Here is an 18795-nt window from a genome sequence, read left to right on the forward strand (position 1 = left end):
CGCGTGGAGGACCGCACCTTCATCTGCTCCGAGAAGGAAGAGGACGCCGGCCCCGCGGCCGTACCGGGCCGAAAACCCTACTTCTTGCGGCCGCGCTTCTCGCGGACGCGGACCGAGATGTGGATCGGGGTGCCCTCGAAGCCGAACTCCTCGCGCAGCCGGCGCTCCACGAAGCGGCGGTAGCCGTGCTCCAGGAAGCCGGAGGCGAAGAGGACGAAGCGCGGCGGCTTGGTACCGGCCTGGGTGCCGAAGAGGATGCGGGGCTGCTTGCCGCCGCGGATCGGGTGGGGGTGGGCGGCGACCAGCTCGCCGAGGAAGGCGTTGAGCCGGCCGGTGGGGACGCGGGTCTCCCAGCCGGCGAGGGCCGCCTCGATGGCCGGGACCAGCTTCTCCATATGGCGGCCGGTACGGGCGGAGACGTTGACCCGGGGCGCCCAGGAGACCTGCTGCATCTCGGTCTCGATCTCGCGCTCCAGGTAGTAGCGCCGCTCCTCGTCCAGCGAGTCCCACTTGTTGTAGGCGATGACCAGGGCGCGGCCGGCCTCCACGGCCATGGTGATGATCCGCTGGTCCTGGACGGAGATCGACTCGGAGGTGTCGATCAGGACGACCGCGACCTCGGCCTTCTCGACCGCGGCGGCGGTGCGCAGCGAGGCGTAGTAGTCGGCGCCCTCCTGGAGGTGGACGCGCTTGCGGATGCCGGCGGTGTCCACGAACTTCCAGGTGGTGCCGCCGAGCTCGATCAGCTCGTCCACCGGGTCGCGGGTGGTGCCGGCGGTGGCGTCGACCACCACGCGCTCCTCGCCGGCGACCTTGTTGAGCAGGGAGGACTTGCCGACGTTGGGGCGGCCGATGAGGGCGATCCGGCGGGGGCCGCCGACGGCGGTGCCGAAGGACTGCGCGGGCGCCTCGGGGAGGGCCTTGAGGACCTCGTCCAGCAGGTCGCCGGTGCCGCGGCCGTGCAGGGCGGAGACCGGGTGGGGTTCGCCGAGGCCGAGGGACCAGAGCATGGCGGCGTCCGCCTCGCTGGAGGGGCCGTCCACCTTGTTGGCGGCGAGGACGACGGGCTTGCCGGCCCGGCGCAGCAGCTTGACCACGGCCTCGTCGGTGTCGGTGGCGCCGACCGTGGCGTCCACCACGAAGACCACGGCGTCGGCGGCCTCGATGGCGAACTCGGCCTGGGCGGCGACGGAGGCGTCGATGCCCAGGACGTCCTGCTCCCAGCCGCCGGTGTCGACGACCTTGAAGCGGCGGCCGGCCCATTCGGCCTCGTAGGTGACGCGGTCGCGGGTGACGCCGGGGCGGTCCTCGACCACGGCCTCGCGGCGGCCGATGACCCGGTTGACGAGGGTCGACTTGCCGACATTGGGCCGGCCGACGATGGCGAGGACGGGGAGCGGGCCGTGGCCGGCCTCCTCGATGGCTCCCTCGACCTCTTCGGCGTCGAAGCCCTCCTCGGCGGCGAGCTCCATGAACTCCGTGTACTCGGTGTCGCCGAGTGCTCCGTGGTCGTGCTGGTCGTTCATGAAGTCCGTTCCTCGTTCTTCGTCGTCTGCGGCGGGGCGGCGGATGACCGGCCGGCCCGCGGTTCAAGTCTGGATCAGCGCCCGGTGAGGCGCCTGGCGTTTTCCAGGTGGGCGGTCAGCCGCTCCTGGATGCGGACGGTGGCCTCGTCCAGGGCGGTGCGGGTGCGGCGCCCGCTGCCGTCGCCCGCCTGGAAGGCGTCCCCGAAGACGACGTCGACCCGGCTGCGCACCGGCGGCAGCACCCGGGTGATCCGGCTCCGCCGGTCGGTGGAGCCGAGCACCGCGACCGGCACGATCGGGGCGCCGGAACGTACGGCGAAGTACGCGAGCCCGGCCCGCAGCGAGGCGAAGTCGCCGGTGCCGCGGGTGCCCTCGGGGAAGATGCCGAGGACGCCGCCGTCGCTCAGCACCTCGAGGGCGCTGGTGATGGCGGCCCGGTCGGCGGCGGTGCGGTCCACCTTGAGCTGGCCGATTCCGGTGAGAAAGGCGCCGAGCGGGCCGATGAAGGCCTCCCGCTTGATCAGGAAGTGCACGGGCCGGGGCGCGGTGCCCATCAGCATGGGTCCGTCGAGGTTGTGCGCGTGGTTGACGGCGAAGATCACCGGGCCGGCGGCCGGGACGCGCCAGGCGCCGAGGACGCGCGGCCGCCACAGCCCGTACATCAGTCCGATGCCGATGCGGCGGCCGACGGCGGCGCCCCGGGCGGAGGGTCTCGCGGTGGTCGAAGGACCGGGTGGGGTCATCCGGCGGCCCGCTTCTCCTCGACCAGGGTGACCACGCACTCGATGACCTGCTGGAGGGTGAGCTCGGTGGTGTCCACCTCGACGGCGTCGCCGGCCTTGGCGAGCGGGGAGGTCTTGCGGCTGGAGTCGGCCGCGTCCCGCTTGATCAGGGCCTCCCGGGTGGCCGCCACGTCGGAGCCCTTGACCTCGCCGGAGCGGCGGGCGGCGCGGGCCTCCGGGGAGGCGGTGAGGAAGACCTTGAGGTCGGCGTCGGGCAGCACGGTGGTGCCGATGTCCCGGCCCTCGACCACGATGCCGCCGGTGGCGGCCGCGGCGATGGAGCGCTGGAGCCCGGTGATCAGGGTGCGCACCTCGGGGACCGCGCTGACCGCGCTGACCTGGGAGGTGACCTCCTGGGTGCGGATCGGGCCGGCCGCGTCCAGCCCGTCCACGGTGATGGTGGGGTGGTTGGGGTCGGTGCCGGAGACGATCACCGGCTTGCCCGCGGCGGAGGCGATGGCGGCCGGGTCCTCGGTGTCCACCCCGTTGGTCAGCATCCACCAGGTGATCGCCCGGTACTGGGCGCCGGTGTCCAGGTAGCTGAGCCCCAGCTTGGCGGCGACCGCCTTGGAGGTGCTCGACTTGCCCGTGCCGGAGGGGCCGTCGATGGCGACGATCACGGATTCCACGGTGTCGGACACCTTCCTGGTACGCGGGGAGTGGGGCGGGCGGTTGCCGAGGGCCCCGCACAAGGTTACCGACTGCCGGGGCTCCGTCTCACACCCGTTCGGCCCAGCCCGCTCCCCGCCCGCCCGGGCGGGTCACAACCGCAGCGACCAGCCCCGTTCGCGCAGGGTCTCCACCAGGGCGGGGACGGAGGTGGGCACCACCATCAGCTGGACCAGTCCGGACTGCCGGCCGGTGGCGTGCTCGATGCGGACGTCCTCGATGTTGACCCCGGCCCGCCCGGCGTCGGCGAAGATCCGGGCCAGCTCACCGGGCTCGTCGCTGATCATCACGGTGACCGTCTCGTAGACGGTGGGGCCGCCGCCGTGCTTGCCGGGCACCCGGGCCCGGCCGGTCTTCCCGCGCCGCAGCACGTCCTCCACGCCGAGGGCGCCGCCGCGCCGCTTGTCCTCGTCGGCGGACTGCAGGGCGCGCAGCGCGCGGACGGTGTCGTCCAGGTCGGTGGCGATCCCGGCGAGCACATCGGCGACCGGGCCGGGGTTGGCGGCGATGATCTCCACCCACATCCGGGGCTCGGAGCCGGCGATCCGGGTCACGTCCCGGATGCCCTGGCCGCAGAGCCGCACCGCGGTCTCGTCGGCATCGGCGAGCCGGGCGGCGACCATCGAGGAGACCAGGTGCGGGGTGTGCGAGACCAGGGCCACGGCCCGGTCGTGGGCCTCGGCGTCCATGACGACCGGGACGGCCCCGCAGAGCGCCACCAGCTCCAGGGCGAGGTTGAGCACCTCGGTGTCGGTGTCCGCGGTGGGGGTGAGCACCCAGGGGCGGCCTTCGAAGAGGTCGGCGGTGGCGGCGAGCGGGCCGGAGCGCTCCTTGCCGGACATCGGGTGGGTGCCGATGTACGCGGTGAGGTCCAGGCCGAGCCCGGCCAGCTCCCGCTGGGGCCCGCCCTTGACGCTGGCCACGTCCAGGTAGCCGCGGGCCAGGCCGCGGCGCATGGCCTCGGCGAGGGCGGTGGCGACGTACGCGGGCGGTACGGCGATGATCGCCAGGTCCACGGGCCCGTCCGGGGCGCCCTCGGTCCCGGCGCCGCGGGCGGCCGCGGTGCGGGCGCTGTCGGGGTCGTGGTCGACCAGGTGGACGGCGATGCCGCGGGCGGTGAGCGCGAGGGCCGCGGAGGTGCCGATGAGCCCGGTTCCGATGACGACGGCGGTTCTCACTGGGCGATGTCCTTCCGGAGGGCGGCGGCGGCGCCGAGGTAGACGTGCGCGACGGCGGACTTGGGCAGCTCGGTCTCGATGTGCGCCAGGATCCGGACCACCCGGGGCATGGCGCCGGCGATGTCGAGTTCCTGGGCGCAGATCAGGGGCACGTCGGTGATGCCGAGGCCGCGCGCGGCGACGGCCGGGAAGTCGCTGTGCAGGTCGGGGGTGGCGGTGAACCAGACGCTGATCAGGTCCTCGGCGGTCAGGCCGTTGCGGTCGAGTACGGCGGTGAGCAGCTCGCCGACCCGCTCGCGCATATGCGCCGCCTCGTCCCGCTCCAGCTGGACGGCCCCGCGGACCGCTCGTACCGCCACCTCGTGCTCCTCGGATGTCTCGTGCGGCAGGGCGGCCCTTGTCGCGGCCCCGGTGTCGGCGTTCAGCCTAGTCAGCCGGGGGCGGCGGGGCGCAGCCCGTTCGGCGGTACTAGGTCAGGTCGGGGCGGGCGGCAGCCGTACTCAGCCGCGCGGGGCGAGTCCCAGCGGCTGCCCCTCGGCGTCCCGGCGCAGCTCCTGGACGGCGACCACGGCGTCCGGCGCGATCTCCCCGTACACATGCGGGAAGCTCCGTCCGTCGGCCTCCTCCCAGCGGACCTCGGCGGTCAGCCGGCTCTCGTCCACGGTGAGCAGCAGCAGGGTGCCGGGCACCTCCCGGTAGAGGGCGGCGGCCACCTCCTGGGCGATGGCCTCGTCGCCGGAGCAGTGCACGAAGCCCTCGGCGGAGAGGGAGGCGGGGCGGTAGGCGGAGCCGGGCGCGGGCGGCCACTCGGCCTCCGGTACGAGGTGGAAGATCATCCGCCCAGTGTCCCGCGGCCCGGGGGTGGCGGCTAGGGTCGGGGCCCATGACGGACGGGGGCGCCAGGGTGTACGAGGACGGGCTGACCGGGGAGCGGCTGGTGCGGGAGCACACCGTCTACTCCTGTGTGATGGGGTCGCGGGCCTTCGGGCTGGCGACCGAGGGCAGTGACACCGACCGGCGCGGGGTGTTCCTGGCGCCGACCGCGCTCCAGTGGCGGTTCAGCAAGCCGCCGACCCATGTGGAGGGGCCCGCGGAGGAGCAGTTCAGCTGGGAGCTGGAACGCTTCTGCGAGCTGGCGCTGCGGGCCAACCCGAACATCCTGGAGTGCCTGCACTCGCCGCTGGTGGAGTACGCGGACGCCACCGGCCGCGAACTGCTGGCGCTGCGCGGGGCGTTCCTGTCCCGGCGGGCGCACGCCAGCTTCGTCCGCTACGCGGTGGCGCAGCGCCGCAAGCTGGAGGCGGACGTCCGGCAGCACGGAGAGCCCCGCTGGAAGCACGCCATGCATCTGCTGCGGCTGCTGGGCAGCTGCCGGGACCTGCTGCGCACCGGGGAGCTGGTGATCGACGCGGGCGCCGGGCGGGACCGGCTGCTGGCGGTGAAGCGGGGCGAGGTGGCCTGGGACGAGGTCGAGCGGTGGATGGCCCGGCTGGCCGAGGAGGCCGACCGGGCCGCCGACGGCTCCCCGCTGCCGGCCGACCCGGACACCGGGGCGGTGGAGGACTTCCTCTACCGCGTCCGCCGGGCGTCGGCGCTGGCAGCGGCCGGGGCCTACGGCGAACCGGTGGCGGGGACCGAGCGGCGCGTGGACCGGCTGGCAGGGGCCTGAGAGCACGGTGACGGGGTGGCGGGGGCCCGACCCCACCGGGCGGACTGGCCCCCGTACCCCCGCTCAGTCCTCCCCGTCCTCCCCCGCCGCCTCGACCCGGCCCGGCCCCTCCACCCGCACCCGGACCACGAAGTCGTGCAGGGCGTCGAAGGCGGTGGGCGCGCCGGGCAGGGCGGTGGCGGCCTCGGCCTCGTCGAGCACGGTGTGCAGGGCCTCGATGTCGGCGTGGACCCGCTCGCGGTCCACCCCGTCGGCGGGGCCGTGCTCGGCGTCGGCCTTGGCGGCGATCAGCTCGGCCAGGTAGTCCGGGGCGGGCACCGCGCCGAGCAGGGTGGGCAGATGGGCGACCACCTCGCCGGTGCGCATCAGATGGATGCCGGTGAGCAGCGCCCGGAAGGTGTAGAGCAGCGGCTTGAGCTCGCCGCTCTTCTCGAACAGCCGCCACTGGGTGCCCGCGAACCCCCGGTAGTGGTGGGCGTGGTGGGAGGTGAGCACCCCGGGGGCGAGCGCGCACAGCTCGGCGTGGGCGTCGGTGGTGTGGGCGACCAGCGGGGAGAACAGCTGCTCCAGGACGTAGCCGTTGCGGCCGAGCATCAGCCGGACGAACTTGCGCAGGTCATGGCTGACCAGGTCCATCTCCACGCCGTCCCGGTCCCACATCCGCGACCTGGTCTCCTCGGGCTCGCGCAGCCCGGTGAGCGCCTCCACCGGCAGCAGGTGCACCCCGCGCAGGTCCACGTCCGAGTCGCGGGACGGGAAACCGTACAGATGCGCGCCGGAGACGGTGGCGAACAGCAGCGGATCGGGCTGCTCGGCGACGACGGAGGCCAGGTCGGGGAGGTCCACGAGTGCGGTCATGCGATCAAGAATCCCAGAGCGCGCCGAGGGTGAGGAGCTCGCTGCGGTACTCGATCCGTTCGGCCCATTCCTTGGGCCAGGCGGCGGCGCCCAGATGGGCCCCGGCGAAGGCGCCGGTGAGGCAGGCGATGGAGTCGGAGTCGCCGGAGGTGCAGGCGGCCCGGCGGATGGCGGTGACCGGTTCCTCGGGGAAGAGCAGGAAGCAGAGCAGCCCGGTGGCCAGGGCCTCCTCGGCGATCCAGCCCTCGCCGGTGAGCAGGCACGGGTCGGCCTCGGGGTTGGCGGTGCGGACGGCCGTGGCCAGGTTCTCCAGGATGGCCAGGCACTCGTCCCAGCCGCGTTGGATGAAGTGCTGGGGGGTGGGGTCCTGGCTGTGGGTCCACAGGTCGCCGAGCCAGGCCTCGTGGTAGCGGGAGCGGTTCTCGTACGCGTAGGAGCGCAGCAGCCCGACCAGGCCGAGCGGTTCGGCGCCCTGGGCCAGCAGGTACACGGCGCGGGCGGTGAGGTCGGAGGCGGCGAGCGCGGTGGGGTGGCCGTGGGTGAGGGCGGACTGGAGCTGGGCGGCGCCGGCCCGCTGGGACTCGCTCAGTCCGGGGACCAGGCCGACCGGGGCGACCCGCATATTGGCGCCGCAGCCCTTGGAGTGGATGCGGCTGGCCTGCTGCCAGGGCATATCGCCGGCCAGGGCGTCGCAGGCCTGCATACAGGTCTGGCCGGGGGCGCGGTTGTTCTCGGGCGAGCGGTACCACGCGACGTACTCCTCGCGCAGCGGCAAGGTGAACCGCAGCGGGGCCAGCGGGCCGCGGGCCTGGGCGGTGCGCAGGGCGCGGGCGACGGCCAGGGTCATCTGGGTGTCGTCGGTGACGATGGCCGGGGTGGGCAGCGCCATCTCCCGCCACGGCCCGACCTTGCGGAAGATCATCGGCAGGTCGCTGAACTCGGTCGGGAAACCGAGGGCGTCGCCGAGCGCCAGCCCGGTGAGCGCCCCGGTGGCGGCCTGCTTGACGGCGGTACGCGGCCGGGCGGCCCCGGTGTGCTCGGTGGTCATGTGCTGTCCCCGTTCATTCGTCGTCCCCGTTGTCGATGCTCAGGGCCGCAGCAGCGGCGGGTGGAGGGCGGTGGCGCCGCCCGCGCGGTAGAGGGCGGCCGGTTTGCCCCGGCCGCCGGTGAGCTTGGGCGGTCCGTCCACGGCCTGGACGAAGCCGGGCGTGGAGAGGACCTTGCGGCGGAAGTTGGGCCGGTCCAGCTCGACGCCCCAGACCGCCTCGTACACCCCGCGCAGCTCGCCGAGGGTGAAGACGGGCGGGCAGAAGGCGGTGGCCAGGCAGGTGTACTCCAGCTTGGCGCCGATCCTCCGGTGGGCGTCGGCCAGGATGGTGTCGTGGTCGAAGGCGAGCGGGCCCTGCGTCCCGTACGGGAGCCACTGGGCGTCCGCCGCGTCGCCGCCGCCGCGCGGCTCGGGCAGCCCGGGGCCGAGGGCGGTGTAGGCGACGGAGACCACCCGCATCCGGGGGTCGCGGTCGGGGTCGCTGTAGGTGGCGAGCTGTTCGAGATGCAGGTGGGCGGCGGTGGCCTCGGACAGCCCGGTCTCCTCGGCGAGCTCCCGGCGGGCGGCGCCGCCGGCCGACTCCCGGGGCCGGACGAAGCCCCCGGGCAGCGCCCAGTCGCCCTGGTACGGGGCCTCCCCGCGCCGTACCAGCAGCACCTGCAACCGGTCGGCGCGCAGGGTGAAGACCGCCAGGTCCACGGTGACCGCGAACGGCGGGAAGGCGCGCGGGTCGTAGTCGGGCGGATGGCTGCTCTGCCGATCCGGGGCGGTCATCGGCGCTCCGGCAGGGGATCCGCGAGGCCGGAGCCTTCGGCGAGCAGGGCGTCCACCGCGGCGACGGCGGTGGCGAGCCGGTGCTCGTGCGGGCCGGTCACCTCGACGGTACGCCGTCCGGTACGGGCCAGTTCGGCGCGGAACCGCCCGGTCATCCAGGGCCGCAAGTGCTCGCCGTCGCGCAGCCCGTCGTCCTCGAAGGGCACCCCGGTGTGGTCGGTGAGGATCCACAGGTGCTGGGTGCGCGGCTCGGGCTCGGCCGGGTAGGCCCCGCCCATATACCGCTCGTGCCAGATGGTGGTGGCGAAGGCGTCGGTGTCGCAGAAGAGCACCGGCGAACCGGCCCGGGCGGCGGTCTGTTCGCGGGCCGCCTGCTCCCGGGCGATGACCGGGAACTCGGCGGAGGCGAAGGCCACCTCGGACCAGTCGGCGCCCGGGCGGGCGGCCCGCGCCTCGGCGAGCTTGTGCTCGCTGTACTCGCGCCCGTACTCGGCCACGTAGCCGGTGTCCGCCCACACCCCGCCGCGGGCCCGGTAGTGCGCGGCCAGGGCGTTGGCCAGGGTGGTGGTGCCGGTGGACTCGGCGCCCAGCACGACCACCCGGCGGGTGAGCGCGGCCCGGACCGGGGCGGAGAGGAAGGCCCAGTTGCCCACCGGGTCCTTGCGGACGGCGGTGCCGGAGACCGGGTACGCGGTGCGGTCCGGGTCCACCGGGACATGTGCCGCGCCGAACCGGCGGGCCAGCTCGTCCCCGTACGCCTCCGAGCTGAACACCGCGTCCACCGGCTCCGGGACGGCCCCGGTGAAGACGGCCATATGGGCGTCCCAGACGGCCGGGTCGAGCAGGTCCACCGGGTGGTCGTCCACCGCCCCGACCACCCGGACCCCGGGGTGCGCCTCGCGCATCCAGGCGACCCGGTCGGCCAGCGGGACGCTCTCCACGGAGGCGGCGCAGACCAGCACGGTGAGCCGCTCGCAGCGCTCGGCGGCGGTGCGGACCAGATGGTGGTGGCCGGCGTGCGGCGGATAGAACTTGCCGAGCACCAGCCCATGGCCGTAGCGGCTCATGCCACCGCCTCCACCGTGCTACGCCGCCGCGAAGCCGTCAGATCGCGGCGCCAGTTGAGCAGCCCGGCCACGCACAGCGCCAGGAACCCGGCGTACAGCAGCGAGGTCAGATACAGCTCCTTGTGCGCGTAGAGCGGGATGTAGACCAGGTCGGCGGTGATCCACAGCCACCAGGACTCCAGCCGCTTGCGGCACTGCCCGTAGGTGGCCATCAGGGACAGCCCGGTGGTCAGCGCGTCCCAGAAGGGGACGGTGGAGTCGGTGGCACGGTCCAGGAGCAGGGTCAGCGCCGTGGTCCCCACCGCCCCCGCCGCGAGCAGCCACAGCCACTCGGTGCGGGTGGTGCGCCGCACCGGCAGGGTGTCGGAGCCCGGGCCACCCCCGTGGGTCCAGGTCCACCAGCCGTACGCGGCGAGGGCGATGAAGACGAACTGGAGGCCGGCGTCGGCGTACAGCCCGGCCTGGGTGAACAGCAGGATGAAGAACAGGTTGTTGGCGATGCCGATGGGCCAGTTGGCGATGTGCTGCCGGGCGACGAGCCAGACGCAGAGAGCGCCGCTGCCGAAGCCGAGCACCTCGGTGAGGCTGACCGGGGTGTCCAGCAGGGTGAACAGCGGGCGCTGTACGGGTTCGAGCATGTCCGCGAGGCTCACGCCGACCTCCTTAAGAGTCACCCTGACTATAAATGCCCCCGGACGGCCGCCACAACCCTCTTACCGCCGCCACGACCCTCTTACCGCCGCCGCACACGCCGGGAGCCCGCGACCGGGGTGCGGTCGCGGGCTCCCGAAGGCTTCGAGAAGGGGCCGGTCCGATCAGGGACCGGGCCTCTGAGGGGGGCCGGTCCTAGAGACCGACCTCCTTCATCAGCATCCCGACCTCGGTGTTGGTCATCCGGCGCAGCCAGCCGGACTTCTGGTCGCCGAGCTGGATCGGGCCGAACGCGGTCCGCACCAGCTTCTCCACCGGGAAGCCGGCCTCGGCCAGCATCCGGCGCACGATGTGCTTGCGGCCCTCGTGCAGCTCCACCTCGACCAGGTAGTTCTTGCCGGTCTGCTCGACCACCCGGAAGTGGTCGGCGCGGGCGTAGCCGTCCTCCAGCTGGATGCCGTCCTTGAGCATGCGGCCGACCTCGCGGGGCAGCGGGCCGGTGATGGCGGCCAGATAGGTCTTCTTCACTCCGTACTTGGGGTGGGTGAGGCGGTGGGCCAGCTCGCCGTGGTTGGTGAGCAGGATGATGCCCTCGGTCTCGGTGTCCAGCCGGCCGACGTGGAAGAGCCGGGTCTCCCGGTTGGTGACGTAGTCGCCCAGGCACTGGCGGCCGTCCGGGTCCTCCATGGTGGAGACCACCCCGGCCGGCTTGTTCAGCGCGAAGAACAGGTACGACTGGGTCGCCACGGTCAGTCCGTCGACCTTGATCTCGTCGTGCTCCGGGTCGACCCGGGTGCCCTGCTCCATCACGATCTCGCCGTTGACCTCGACCCTGCCCGCGTCGATCAGCTCCTCGCAGGCCCGCCGGGAGCCCATACCGGCCCGGGCCAGCACCTTCTGCAGGCGCTCGCCCTCCTGCTCGCCGAAGGTCTTGGGGGTCTTGATCTCCGGCTTGCCGGCGTAGCGCTCGCGGTTGCGCTCCTCCGCGCGGGCGTCGTACTCGCGGGAACGGCCCGGGGCGGTACGGGAGCCCCGGCCGCGCTGCGGGGTGCTCGGCTGCTTGGGTCCGCCCTTGGCGCCGCCGCGGGCCGCCGCGCCGCGCCCCTTCTTCGGGCCCGGGCCGCCGGCGTCCTGGGTGCCGCCCACGTCGTAGCGGCGCTCCTCGGGGCGCGGCTTGCGGGGCCGGCCGGCTCCGGCTCCGCCCTGCTGCCGGTCGTCCCGGCCGTTGCCGGCGCCGCGGAAGTTGCCGCGGCCGGTGTTCCCGCTACCGCCGCGTCCGCTGTTCGCACCGCGTCCGGTGTTGCCGCCGCTGTTCCTGCCGCTGCCGCTGCTTCGCATCAAAAGTCCGTCGTCTTGTCGTCGTCATCGGTATCCGGGGCGTCCGGATCGAACGACAGAACCCCTTCCTGGGTCTCGGCCTCGATCGCCTCCGCCTCGGGCAGGAAGGGCGCGAGCTCCGGGAGCTCGTCCAGGCCGCGCAGGCCCATCCGCTCCAGGAAGTAGTTCGTCGTCCTGTACAGGATCGCACCTGTGACGGGTTCCGTGCCCGCCTCCTCCACCAGGCCCCGCTGGAGCAGGGTGCGCATCACCCCGTCGCAGTTCACCCCGCGTACCGCCGAGACCCGGGAGCGGCTGACCGGCTGGCGGTAGGCGACCACGGCCAGGGTCTCCAGCGCGGCCTGGGTCAGCCGGGCCTGCTGGCCGTCCAGGACGAAGTTCTCCACGGCCGGGGCGTAGGCGGGGCGGGTGTAGTACCGCCAGCCGCCGGCGACCAGCCGCAGCTCGAAGCCGCGCCGCTGGACCTCGTACTCGTCGGCCAGCTCGCGCAACGCCTCCGCCACCTCGCGCGGGGTGCGGCCGAGCACCTTGGCCAGCTGCTCCTCGGTGGCCGGCTCGTCCACCACCATCAGCACGGCCTCCAGCGCGGGCCTCAGCTCCAGCGCCGCGGCCGCCGTTACGCCGCTGTCCATCTCCCTCACTCCGCCTCTCCCTGCTCTCCCCCGACCTGGTCGAACTCGTCGGTGACCGTCGGAGCCCCGTCCGCCGAGCCGGTCCAGCGCACGGTCAGCTCGCCGAGCGCCTCGTCCTGGTCCAGGGCGACCGCCCGGTCCCGGTACAGCTCCAGGAGTGCCAGGAACCGGGCCACCACGGTGAGGGTGTCCGGGGCATCGGCGGCCAGCTCGCGGAAGGGCAGCTCGCCGTGGGCGCGCAACCGGGCGACCAGCACCTCGGCCTGCTCCCGGACGCTGACCAGCGGGGCGTGGATGTGGTCCACGTACACCTGGGGCCTGGCCTTGGGCTGCATCGCCTTCACGGCCAGCCGGGCGAACCCCTCCGCCCCGATGCTGATCACCACCTCCGGCAGCAGCTCGGCGTGGTGCGGTTCCAGTCCGACGGTACGCGGATAGCGCCGGCCCTCGGTGTCCAGCCGCCCGTCGAAGATCGCCGCGACCTGCTTGTACGCCCGGTACTGGAGCAGCCGCGCGAAGAGCAGGTCGCGCGCCTCCAGCAGGGCGAGGTCGGCCTCGTCCTCCACCTCGGCGACGGGCAGCAGCCGGGCCGCCTTGAGGTCCAGGAGGGTCGCGGCGACCACCAGGAACTCGGTGGTCTGGTCGAGGTCCCAGTCCGGCCCCATGGCCCGGATGTACGCCATGAACTCGTCGGTGACCTTGGACAGCGCCACCTCGGTGACGTCCAGCTTGTGCTTGGCGATCAGCTGGAGCAGCAGGTCGAACGGCCCCTCGAAGTTCGCCAGCCGGACAGTGAACCGGCCGGTCGCGGAGGGGTCGGGGGCGGCTTCCGGGGCGGGGGCGGCGTCGGGAGCCGGGTCGGGTACGGGGTCGGGTACGGGGTCGGGCGCCGGGTCGGGTACGGGATCGGGGGCCGGTACGGGGTCGGGCTCGGGCTCCGGGCCGTGTACGGGCTCGGGGTGGCCGTCTGTCGTGGGCGCGTCCGTCGCCGTCGCGGCCGTCCCCGGCCCCGGGTGGGCGCCCTCCTCGTCCCGTGCCGCGTCCGGGTCGGGCGTCGCCGGGCCCGGGCCGCGGCCGAGGGGGCGGCGGGAGGCGGGACGGGGGTGGTGCGGGGGCGGCATCGTGGTCCAGGCGGGGGGGGAAACGGTACGGCGGGCCCGCGCAGGGTACCGTCAGCGCCCGCGCAGCCGCCGTACCAGGATGCTCGCGTCGCCCCGGGACTCCAGGTCGGCCAGCACCACGGCGACCGCCTCGCGCACGATGCGGCCGCGGTCCACGGCGAGGCCGTGCTCGCCGCGCAGCACCAGCCGGGCGTGCTCCAGGTCCATCAGCTCCTCGGCGGAGACATAGACCGTGATCTTCTCGTCGTGCCGCTCCCGGCCGCTGGGCCGGCGCCCGGCGGCGCGGCCTCGGCGGCGCGCCTGGGCCCCGCCGTCCTTGCCGTCTCCGCCGGAGCCGCCCGACGCGGAGTCGGCCGCCGCGGCGGGGCGTCCGCGCGGCTCGTCCGGCTCGGCGGCCGTGTGCTCGCCGTCCTGCGTCCGCTCCCGGGTCCCCCGGCCGTCCCGGGCCTCCCCGGCCTCCCGGCCTTCCGCGGCCGGTACGGCCGCGCTGCCGGCCGCCGCCGGGGCGCTCTCCGCCGCGGGTGCGGGCACCCGGGGCTCGCCGCCGGGCTGGCGGCGCGGGGTGGGCGACTGCAGCGCCGTCCCCCCGGTCGTACGGAACAACTCGTCGGCACCGGGCAGACTCACTCGGCGTGACACCGGGCGAGCACCTCCCTGGCGAGCTGGCGGTAGGCGGCCGCACCGACCGAGTTGGAGGCGTAGGTGGTGATGGGCTCGCCCGCGACCGTGGTCTCCGGGAAGCGCACGGTACGGCCGATGACGGTGTGGTAGACGTGGTCGTCGAAGGCCTCCACCACCCGGGCCAGCACCTCGCGGCTGTGCACGGTGCGCGAGTCGTACATGGTGGCGAGGATGCCGTCGAGCTCCAGCTCCGGGTTGAGCCGCTCCTGCACCTTCTCGATGGTCTCGGTGAGCAGGGCGACCCCGCGCAGCGCGAAGAACTCGCACTCCAGCGGCACTATCACCTTGTGCGCGGCGGTCAGCGCGTTGACGGTCAGCAGACCGAGCGAGGGCTGACAGTCGATCACGATGTAGTCGTAGTCGTTGAGCAGCGGCTTCAGGGCGCGCTGCAGCGTCGACTCCCGGGCGACCTCGCTGACCAGCTGGACCTCGGCCGCCGACAGGTCGATGTTGCTGGGCAGCAGGTCCATGTTGGGCACGGCGGTCTTCAGCAGCACCTCGTCGGCCGACATGCCCCGCTCCATGAGCAGGTTGTAGACGGTGAGGTCCAGCTCCATCGGGTTGACCCCGAGGCCGACCGAGAGGGCGCCCTGCGGGTCGAAGTCGACCAGCAGCACCCGGCGGCCGTACTCGGCGAGCGCGGCGCCGAGGTTGATGGTCGACGTGGTCTTGCCGACGCCGCCCTTCTGGTTGCACATCGCGATGATCTTCGCGGGGCCGTGCTCGGTCAGCGGGCCCGGGATCGGGAAGTACGGCAGCGGGCGCCCGGTGGGGCCGATGCGCTCGCGGCGCTGGCGGGCCGCGTCGGGCGCGAGGGTGGCCGCGTACTCCGGATCGGGCTCGTACTCGGCGTCGGGGTCGTAGAAGTGACCCTCGGGGGCTTCCTCGTAGGCGGCGAAATGGGTGGACTCTCGGCCACTCTCGTTGCCGGCCGTGGCGTTCACGTGTTGGCCGTCCGTCATCTTCGTCGTGTGGGTTGTCGTCATGTGCTGGTGCGGCACGTACGTTCCCGTTGCCCCGCCTCCGGGAGTAAATGTCGACTCATTCACAAGTCGTCTTACCTCCTTGGAGAGGACCAGGAAACTTATCGATAGGTCAGCGTGGCACTATGCCGACGGTTGGCGACTCTATGGCGTGTCACCGCTCCGCAGCAACACAATCGGCGGGACGCGGACGGATGTGTCGGCGGTGCGACGGCTTCCTGTCAAGGGTGTGAGGCCGCTCATCCGCATGGTTTCCGGCGGGCGCGAAACGGCTGAAGTACGACGTTCAACGCGACTTGACCACCCGTCAGGCGGTGTACGGGCCGGTCGCGGACCCGGTGGACCGGCCGTCCGGTCGGGAAACGCGCACGCGTCCGGCCGGACCCTGGCGAGCAAGGTCCGGCCGGACGCGTGATGTTGGCGGACGGCCGTTGACGGCCGCCGGGGGGTTCGGCCGGGATCAGCCGATGAGCGCGCCGAGTTCGACGTGCTCCAGGTTGTGGGCCTCGGCGACCTCGCGGTAGACGACCTTGCCGTCATGGGTGTTGAGGCCCTTGGCGAGCGCGGGGTCGCGGCGCAGCGCCTCGACCCAGCCGTTGTTGGCCAGCGAAACGATGTAGGGGAGCGTGGCGTTGGTCAGCGCGTAGGTGGAGGTGTTCGGCACCGCGCCGGGCATGTTGGCCACGCAGTAGAAGACCGAGTTGTGGACCGGGAAGGTCGGCTCGGCGTGGGTGGTGGGACGGGAGTCCTCGAAGCAGCCGCCCTGGTCGATGGCGATGTCGACAAGGACACTTCCGGGCTTCATCCGGGCGACCAGCTCGTTGGTGACCAGCTTCGGGGCCTTGGCGCCCGGGATGAGGACGGCGCCGACCACCAGGTCGGCCTCGACCACGGCCTTCTCCAGCTCGAAGGTGTTGGAGACGATGGTCTTGATCTTCGTGCCGAAGATCCGGTCGGCCTCGCGGAGCTTGTTGATGTCCTTGTCGAGCAGGGTGACGTGGAAGCCCAGGCCGATGGCGATCTGCGCGGCGTTCCAGCCGGAGACGCCGCCGCCGATGACCACGGCCTCACCGGCGTGGGTGCCGGGGACGCCGCCGGGGAGCACGCCGCGGCCGCCGGCCGAGCGCATCAGGTGGTAGGCGCCGACCTGCGGGGCCAGCCGGCCCGCGACCTCGGACATCGGGGCGAGCAGCGGCAGGGCGCGGGTGGCGGTCTCCACCGTCTCGTAGGCGATGGCGGTGGTGCCGGAGGCCAGCAGCGCGTCGGTGCACTCGCGGGAGGCGGCGAGGTGCAGGTAGGTGAAGAGGGTCTGGTCCTTGCGGAGGCGGTGGTACTCCTCCGCGATCGGCTCCTTGACCTTGAGCAGCAGGTCGGCGATGGCCCAGACCTCGTCCGCGGTGGGCAGGATCTGCGCGCCGGCCGCGACGAACTCGGCGTCCGTGATCGAGGAGCCGACGCCGGCGTTCTGCTCGATGAAGACCTGGTGGCCGTAGCGCACCAGCTCGTGCACGCCGGCGGGGGTGATGGCCACCCGGAACTCGTTGTTCTTGACCTCGCGGGGGATGCCGACCTTCACGTCGATCACGGTCCTTGGCTTGGGGGGTACGGGGGGCAAGGCAATACATACCCGGATGCACTGGACGCACCGGGAGAGACCGCACTGATTTGCGGCCCACCCAGTCTATTGAAGGGTCTTCGGTTGTCTAGCCTTGCGAATGCCTAATCTTTCGCCGAGGCACTGCGGATTTCGTAGGCGGAGGCGGGGGTTCCTCCCTGACGATCCTCCGTTTCCAGCAGACGATCAGCCGCGGCCCGGTGCAACCGGGCCGCCGCCGGGTCGCCGAGCCGGTCCAGGGTGTCGGCCAGCCGGAGCTGGAGCGCGGCCAGCAGCCGCACGTCCCTGGCGGTGCGGGCGCACTCCACCGCCTCCTCGCAGGTGCGCAGCGACTCCTCGGGGCGCCCCGCGTACTCCTGCACCCGGGCCGCCTCGCTCAACGCCCGCGCGTGGCCGGAGACATCGCCCAGGCGCCGGTAGCCGGCCGCGGCGGCCCGCCAGTTCCGCAGCGCCTCCCCGTAGCGGCCCTCGTAGGTGTGCACGGCGCCCAGCCGCCCGTACAGCCGCGCCTGGTCCGCCCGCTCGTCGCGGGCCAGCCGCTGGGCCAGCGCCCTGCCGTACCAGTCGGCGGCCCGCGCCCAGTCCCCCAGCTCCTGGTGGGCGCCGCCTACGGATTCCATCGCCCGGCCGACCGCGTACGGGTCGTTCGCCTGCCGCCCGGCGTCCAGCGCGGCCCGGTAGCGGGCCAGCGCCTCCCGGGTGCGGCCGGTGCGGGCGTCCAGATCGCCCAGGTTCAGCAGGGCGGCGGCGCGCTCCCGGGGCAGTCCACGCCGCTCGGCCACGCCCAGCACCAGCTGGTGCAGCCCGTACAGCTCGGGCGCGGCGGCCTCGGCCCCGCGGTGCGCGGCGAGCGCCCTGACCACTGCGGCGACCAGCCGGCGGGCGAGGGTGTCCAGGTCCCCGTCGGCGACCGCGATCCGGGCGGCGGCCAGCAGCGCGGGCTGCCGGGTGGCGAGCCAGCGCCCGGCGGCCTCGGGCCCGTCGAAGCGCAGCGCCCGGGGCAGTCCGGCGAGCCGGCGGCGGGCCGGGGAGCCCTCGGGCTCGGTGACCGCGTGGCAGGACTGGAGCAGCCGTACGGTCCGCTCCAGCATCCGGGCCTGGGCCAGCTGGGTCTCGGCCGGGCGGTCCCGCTCCAGCTCCTCCCTCAGCAGCGGCAGCAGGCACCCCGGCACCCGGTACTGCCCGTCGCTCTCGGGCCGCTCGCGGTGCAGGAAGCCCGCCGCGGCGAGCCGCTCCAGGACACTCTCCGCGGCCGACACCGAGCAGCCGGCCAGCGCGGAGGCGGTGTGGCCGTCGGCCAGCCCGACCGGGGCGAGCGACAGCAGCCGCAGGGTGCGCGCGGCCGGGCCGGGCAGGGCCTCGTAGGCGAGGGCGAAGGCGCGGGCCAGCGCCCGGTCGGCGGCGGGCCGTTCGGGGTCGTCGGGCAGCGCGCGCAGCCGCTTGTCCAGGTCGGCGACGGAGGACATGGGGTGGGCGGCCAGCCAGCCGCCGGCCAGCACCAGGGCCGCGGGCTGGCCGCCGCACAGCTCGGTCAGCGTCTCGGCGGCCTGCGGATCCACGGTGATCCGCACCGACCCGGCGTACCCCTCCAGCAACCCGATGGCGGATTTGGCGTCCAGCCCGCCCACCGTGCACGGCCGTACGTCCGGGATCCCGGTGAGCGGCCCCTTGGCCACCGCCACGACCAGGCAGGCGGGGTTGTCCGGAAGGAGGGCGTCCACCTGCTCCGCGTCGGCGGCGTCGTCCAGCAGCATCAGGGCCCGGCGGTCGGCGAAGGCGCCGCGCAACCGCTCGCTCAGCTCCTCGGCGCCGGCTCCCGCGGGCGCGGCCACGCCCACCGCCGTGAGCAGGTCCCGGGCGGTCCGCTCGACCGGCACCGGCTCGCCCCCGGGCTCGGTCAGCCGGGCCCGCAGCACCCCGTCCCGGTACCCCCGGGCCAGGTCGCCGACCAGCTCCTCGGCCAGCGCGGTCCGCCCGCTGCCGGGGCGCCCGGCGATCAGCAGCACCCGCGCCCGCGGCGAGGGCCGCCCGGCGAGGGTGTCCAGCCCCGCCCGGGCGATGTCGGCCCGCAGCTCCTTCAGCTCCCGCGCCCGCCCGTGGAAGGCGCGGCGCCCGGGCTGCGCACCGGGACGCACGGCTTCGCGCCCCGGCCCGTCCCCGTCGATGTCCACCGCCTGATCCGTCACGGGCCACGCTCCCGTCC

General features: G+C 74.0%; 19 protein-coding genes. 1 reads left to right on the plus strand and 18 read right to left on the minus strand.

What is annotated here, in order from left to right:
* Window positions 1–77: 77 nt before the first annotated feature.
* From der to ABZ945_RS30365, 6 genes are all read right to left on the minus strand, one after another.
* Window positions 78–1526: a ribosome biogenesis GTPase Der gene (gene der, locus ABZ945_RS30340; protein WP_361276061.1), complete on the minus strand. Its 1449-nt coding sequence runs from the start codon at window positions 1524–1526 to the stop codon at window positions 78–80.
* Between the two features lie 74 nt (window positions 1527–1600).
* Window positions 1601–2269, minus strand: coding sequence for a lysophospholipid acyltransferase family protein (locus tag ABZ945_RS30345; RefSeq protein WP_361276064.1), 669 nt, complete (start codon window positions 2267–2269; stop codon window positions 1601–1603).
* Window positions 2266–2949, minus strand: coding sequence for a (d)CMP kinase (gene cmk / locus ABZ945_RS30350; RefSeq protein WP_361276066.1), 684 nt, complete (start codon window positions 2947–2949; stop codon window positions 2266–2268). The genes ABZ945_RS30345 and cmk overlap by 4 nt, the downstream gene beginning before the upstream one ends.
* 120 nt (window positions 2950–3069) lie before the next feature.
* Window positions 3070–4155, minus strand: a complete 1086-nt coding sequence (locus ABZ945_RS30355) for a prephenate dehydrogenase (protein ID WP_361276069.1) — start codon at window positions 4153–4155, stop codon at window positions 3070–3072.
* Window positions 4152–4514 carry a chorismate mutase gene (aroH, locus tag ABZ945_RS30360; RefSeq protein WP_361276072.1) on the minus strand — a complete coding sequence of 121 codons (363 nt, stop codon included), beginning with the start codon at window positions 4512–4514 and terminating at the stop codon, window positions 4152–4154. The genes ABZ945_RS30355 and aroH overlap by 4 nt, the downstream gene beginning before the upstream one ends.
* A 141-nt stretch (window positions 4515–4655) precedes the next feature.
* Window positions 4656–4991: a DUF952 domain-containing protein gene (locus ABZ945_RS30365; RefSeq protein ID WP_361276075.1), complete on the minus strand. Its 336-nt coding sequence runs from the start codon at window positions 4989–4991 to the stop codon at window positions 4656–4658.
* Window positions 4992–5038: 47 nt separating this feature from the next.
* Here ABZ945_RS30365 and ABZ945_RS30370 point away from each other — a divergent pair, with 47 nt between their 5' ends.
* The gene (locus ABZ945_RS30370; RefSeq protein WP_361276077.1) at window positions 5039–5824 is read left to right on the plus strand and encodes a nucleotidyltransferase domain-containing protein; all 786 of its coding nucleotides are present in this window, start codon (window positions 5039–5041) and stop codon (window positions 5822–5824) included.
* A gap of 63 nt (window positions 5825–5887) precedes the next feature.
* Here the strand turns inward: ABZ945_RS30370 and ABZ945_RS30375 are convergent, their stop codons facing one another.
* The 12 genes from ABZ945_RS30375 to ABZ945_RS30430 form a co-directional block, all read right to left on the minus strand.
* Window positions 5888–6682 carry a nucleotidyltransferase domain-containing protein gene (locus ABZ945_RS30375; protein WP_361276080.1) on the minus strand — a complete coding sequence of 265 codons (795 nt, stop codon included), beginning with the start codon at window positions 6680–6682 and terminating at the stop codon, window positions 5888–5890.
* 4 nt (window positions 6683–6686) lie between these two features.
* Window positions 6687–7730 (minus strand): ADP-ribosylglycohydrolase family protein, encoded by a 1044-nt coding sequence (locus ABZ945_RS30380; protein WP_361276083.1) that lies wholly within the window; start codon window positions 7728–7730, stop codon window positions 6687–6689.
* Window positions 7731–7769: 39 nt separating this feature from the next.
* On the minus strand, window positions 7770–8504 hold the full coding sequence (locus tag ABZ945_RS30385) for an NUDIX domain-containing protein (RefSeq protein WP_361276085.1): 735 nt from the start codon (window positions 8502–8504) through the stop codon (window positions 7770–7772).
* Window positions 8501–9571, minus strand: coding sequence for an AAA family ATPase (locus tag ABZ945_RS30390; protein ID WP_361276088.1), 1071 nt, complete (start codon window positions 9569–9571; stop codon window positions 8501–8503). The genes ABZ945_RS30385 and ABZ945_RS30390 overlap by 4 nt, the downstream gene beginning before the upstream one ends.
* Window positions 9568–10224 (minus strand): nicotinamide riboside transporter PnuC, encoded by a 657-nt coding sequence (pnuC, locus tag ABZ945_RS30395; protein ID WP_361276090.1) that lies wholly within the window; start codon window positions 10222–10224, stop codon window positions 9568–9570. The genes ABZ945_RS30390 and pnuC overlap by 4 nt, the downstream gene beginning before the upstream one ends.
* Window positions 10225–10417: 193 nt before the next feature.
* A complete protein-coding gene (locus ABZ945_RS30400; RefSeq protein ID WP_361276092.1) occupies window positions 10418–11560 on the minus strand; it encodes a pseudouridine synthase in 1143 nt (380 codons plus the stop codon).
* Window positions 11560–12192 (minus strand): SMC-Scp complex subunit ScpB, encoded by a 633-nt coding sequence (scpB, locus tag ABZ945_RS30405; RefSeq protein ID WP_361276095.1) that lies wholly within the window; start codon window positions 12190–12192, stop codon window positions 11560–11562. Before scpB ends, ABZ945_RS30400 begins: the two co-directional genes overlap by 1 nt.
* Window positions 12193–12197: 5 nt before the next feature.
* Window positions 12198–13313, minus strand: a complete 1116-nt coding sequence (locus tag ABZ945_RS30410) for a ScpA family protein (RefSeq protein WP_361276097.1) — start codon at window positions 13311–13313, stop codon at window positions 12198–12200.
* Window positions 13314–13364: 51 nt separating this feature from the next.
* Window positions 13365–13952 (minus strand): hypothetical protein, encoded by a 588-nt coding sequence (locus ABZ945_RS30415; protein ID WP_361276100.1) that lies wholly within the window; start codon window positions 13950–13952, stop codon window positions 13365–13367.
* The gene (locus ABZ945_RS30420; RefSeq protein ID WP_361276102.1) at window positions 13937–14980 is read right to left on the minus strand and encodes a ParA family protein; all 1044 of its coding nucleotides are present in this window, start codon (window positions 14978–14980) and stop codon (window positions 13937–13939) included. The genes ABZ945_RS30415 and ABZ945_RS30420 overlap by 16 nt, the downstream gene beginning before the upstream one ends.
* Window positions 14981–15437: 457 nt before the next feature.
* The gene (gene ald / locus ABZ945_RS30425) at window positions 15438–16553 is read right to left on the minus strand and encodes an alanine dehydrogenase (RefSeq protein ID WP_361276142.1); all 1116 of its coding nucleotides are present in this window, start codon (window positions 16551–16553) and stop codon (window positions 15438–15440) included.
* A 143-nt stretch (window positions 16554–16696) separates the two neighbouring features.
* Complete coding sequence (locus tag ABZ945_RS30430; RefSeq protein WP_361276105.1) at window positions 16697–18778, minus strand: tetratricopeptide repeat protein; 2082 nt, start codon at window positions 18776–18778, stop codon at window positions 16697–16699.
* Window positions 18779–18795 lie beyond the last annotated feature (17 nt).

It is taken from the genome of Streptomyces sp. NPDC046887, from assembly GCF_040644755.1.
Classification (GTDB): domain Bacteria; phylum Actinomycetota; class Actinomycetes; order Streptomycetales; family Streptomycetaceae; genus Streptomyces; species Streptomyces lichenis.